2 pseudogenes are annotated in these 1,058 nt (G+C 66.8%); both read right to left on the minus strand.

Annotated features, from left to right (window positions below):
- Positions 1–98: pseudogene (locus CCN29_RS36445) on the minus strand (2-C-methyl-D-erythritol 4-phosphate cytidylyltransferase); the annotation flags it as partial.
- A 352-nt stretch (positions 99–450) separates the two neighbouring features.
- Positions 451–898, minus strand: a pseudogene (locus tag CCN29_RS31055) (CarD family transcriptional regulator).
- Between the last annotated feature and the right edge of the window lie 160 nt (positions 899–1,058).

Below are 1,058 nucleotides of genomic sequence, written 5' to 3' on the forward strand. Positions count from 1 at the left end.
ACACCCCGGCCCGCGGCCGGGATGACGGCCGCTGTACGGACGGCCGGACGGCCGGGTGCGGGGGTCGGCGAGGACGGCGGGAGCGGATCGTCAGACATGGTTCCTGTCAGGTTTGTGGGCTCGGCCTACGTGGGTATGGCCTGGGCGTGCCCCCGCACGGAGCGGGGGAAGTGCCGGGCGTTCCGCCTTGACCAGCCCCTTCCGTGACTCTGGTCGAGTCCGACCGCCCGGGCCCGGCACGCCGGGGGTGGGGACGTGAGTGACGACACATTCCCCGTTCCGGCGCACGTGCAGCCTACGTAGGTGTCCGGGTACGAACATGCCGCAGCGCCCGGCGACGTCCAGGACGTCATCGGGCACCGCGGCATTTCGATGCGCTGAGTGCTCTGAGTGCTGCTCCGACGGCCGGCGTGAACGGCACGCGACGGGCGGAGCCACGACTCGGAGGACTCAGGAGGCGAGAACCTCGTCGAGCAGGGCCTCGGCCTTGTCCTCGTTGGTGTTCTCGGCGAGGGCCAGCTCGCTGACCAGGATCTGACGCGCCTTCGCGAGCATGCGCTTCTCACCGGCGGAGAGACCGCGCTCACGCTCCCGGCGCCACAGGTCACGCACGACTTCCGCGACCTTGATGACATCGCCCGAGGCGAGCTTCTCGAGATTTGCCTTGTACCGACGGGACCAGTTCGTGGGCTCCTCGGCGTACGGCGCGCGCAGCACCTCGAANNNCGCCGACGAACTCCGCATTGTCCGCTGGCACACGTACCGTCAGGTCACCCTGGGCGACCTTCAGCACCAAGTAGGTCTTGTCCACGCCTTTGATCTGGCGAGTTTCGATTGCCTCGATCAGCGCGGCCCCATGATGGGGATAGACCACGGTGTCGCCAACCTTGAACGTCATGTGACAGGTACCCCTTCCGTGGCTATCCAGGGTAACACGGATACGGCGTCTTCTGAATGGCGTTTTCGCAGGTCAGGGCCATTCTCGGGGCTTGACAACAGCAACAGGAACGTGCTTCGGGCGGCTAGCGGAAGCAGGTATTCGCAGGTCGGAGCGGCTC

The organism is Streptomyces pseudogriseolus (genome assembly GCA_002154585.1).
GTDB classification, from domain to species: Bacteria; Actinomycetota; Actinomycetes; order Streptomycetales; family Streptomycetaceae; genus Streptomyces; species Streptomyces pseudogriseolus.